The following is a 1432-nucleotide window of genomic DNA, read 5'->3' as shown; positions in this document are numbered from 1 at the left end:
GGGATATTTGGTTGCGGGGGTAGGATTTAACCTATTCCGAACAAAAGCCAGAATCCGCCCGCTTTGCAAACCTAGCCGTCCATGATTGCGCACCTAAGCGTTTGATCATCTTCAAAGGCGACGAAAGCCCTCTGCGCGCCTGAGGCCAAGCTGTTCTGATGTGTCCCTCTCCGGATCGCAGACGGTCACCGCCAGCGGACGAGCGAAAAGCCTTTGCAACTATCCAGGCCAGCTAAAATTTTTCACCGAGCGCATCAGCGCCTCCATTGCCGGTGAAAACTTTCGGCCCGGCATGGTCACCAGCGCAATCTTTCGTTCAACTGTCGGATCTATCAGCGGACGTTGGATCAAACCTGGCAAGGTAACAGAGTATTCCGGCATGAAGGCAAAACCGATACCTGCAAGAACCATTGCCTGCACCCAGCCTTCTCTTTCAGACCGGAAGCGCGCATAAAGTTCGACACCTTTTGACGCGCAAACCTGCATCACCATCTCGCGCATTTCGCAAGATAGCCGATCCACGTAATTTTCTCCCGACAGCTCCTGCAGACTGACAACATTCAATTGCCCGAGACGATGTTCGGGCGGGAAGACCACAACATATCTTTCTGCATAGAGAGGATGAGTGCGAAAGTTTTCTTGCAGCTCTTCCGTCAGCGTCATGACCGCGGCGTCCAGTTCGCCGTTCGATAGCTTGTCCTTAAGTTCCGTGGTCGAGCGTTCGCTGACGGACAATTCCACGCCAGAATTGGTTTTTTCGAACTGGGCGAGGAATCGAGCCAGTCTGATATGTCCAATCGTCGACATAACGCCCAACCTGATCGGCACCTTTTCGAGCAGACGGAAATTTTGGGCCAGCAACTGGGCTGCATCGGCCTCGCTAACGATTTGCTGCAAGTGCGGCAGCATGGACCGACCAAAATCGCTGAGCAGGATACGCCGACCTTCCCGGTGAAAGACAGGCGCTCCAAGCTCCACCTCAAGAGCCTTCACGCCTTTGGTCAAGGCGGGCTGGGTGACATTGCAATCAGACGCGGCCTTGGTGAAATTCAGATGTTTGGCGGCCGCGAGAACGTAACGTATCTGGGACATCTCCATTGAACACCCCCCTGTCCAAAAGCGCGCAACTCCGTCCAATATACCGTAGAACATTCAAACCGTGGGTTATTGAACAATAGCGCATTGCGTTTTCTCAAGACACAGTTTTTGCGTTTTCATGAAAGGGCAAAAACAGCAAAGGGAGATTGGAAATGTCGGTATTCATGGTTGAACGCGACTTGAAAGGCATCAGCATGGATGACCTGGCAGGCGCACAAAAAGCAGCGATTGCAACCGCCGAAAAGATGTCGGGCGCGGGCGAAAAAATCAGCTATATCCGCTCGACTTTCGCACCCGAAGACGGCCGCTGCATGTGCCTTTTCGAAGGCGAAAG

General features: G+C 53.1%; 2 protein-coding genes. One reads left to right on the top strand and one right to left on the bottom strand.

Annotated features, from left to right (window positions below; translation table 11 throughout):
• Window positions 1-219: 219 nt before the first annotated feature.
• The gene (locus tag BLT50_RS18815; protein WP_175491548.1) at window positions 220-1098 is read right to left on the bottom strand and encodes a LysR family transcriptional regulator; all 879 of its coding nucleotides are present in this window, start codon (window positions 1096-1098) and stop codon (window positions 220-222) included.
• A 152-nt stretch (window positions 1099-1250) separates the two neighbouring features.
• On the opposite strand from BLT50_RS18815, the gene BLT50_RS18810 reads away from it, so the two are divergent.
• Window positions 1251-1432, top strand: a 182-nt coding sequence (locus BLT50_RS18810; protein WP_090030842.1) for a nickel-binding protein, incomplete at its 3' end; no start/stop codon positions are given.

Source organism: Lutimaribacter saemankumensis (assembly GCF_900100005.1).
In the GTDB taxonomy this organism is placed as follows: Bacteria; Pseudomonadota; Alphaproteobacteria; order Rhodobacterales; family Rhodobacteraceae; genus Lutimaribacter; species Lutimaribacter saemankumensis.
This window is presented reverse-complemented; position numbering and strand designations above follow the sequence as displayed.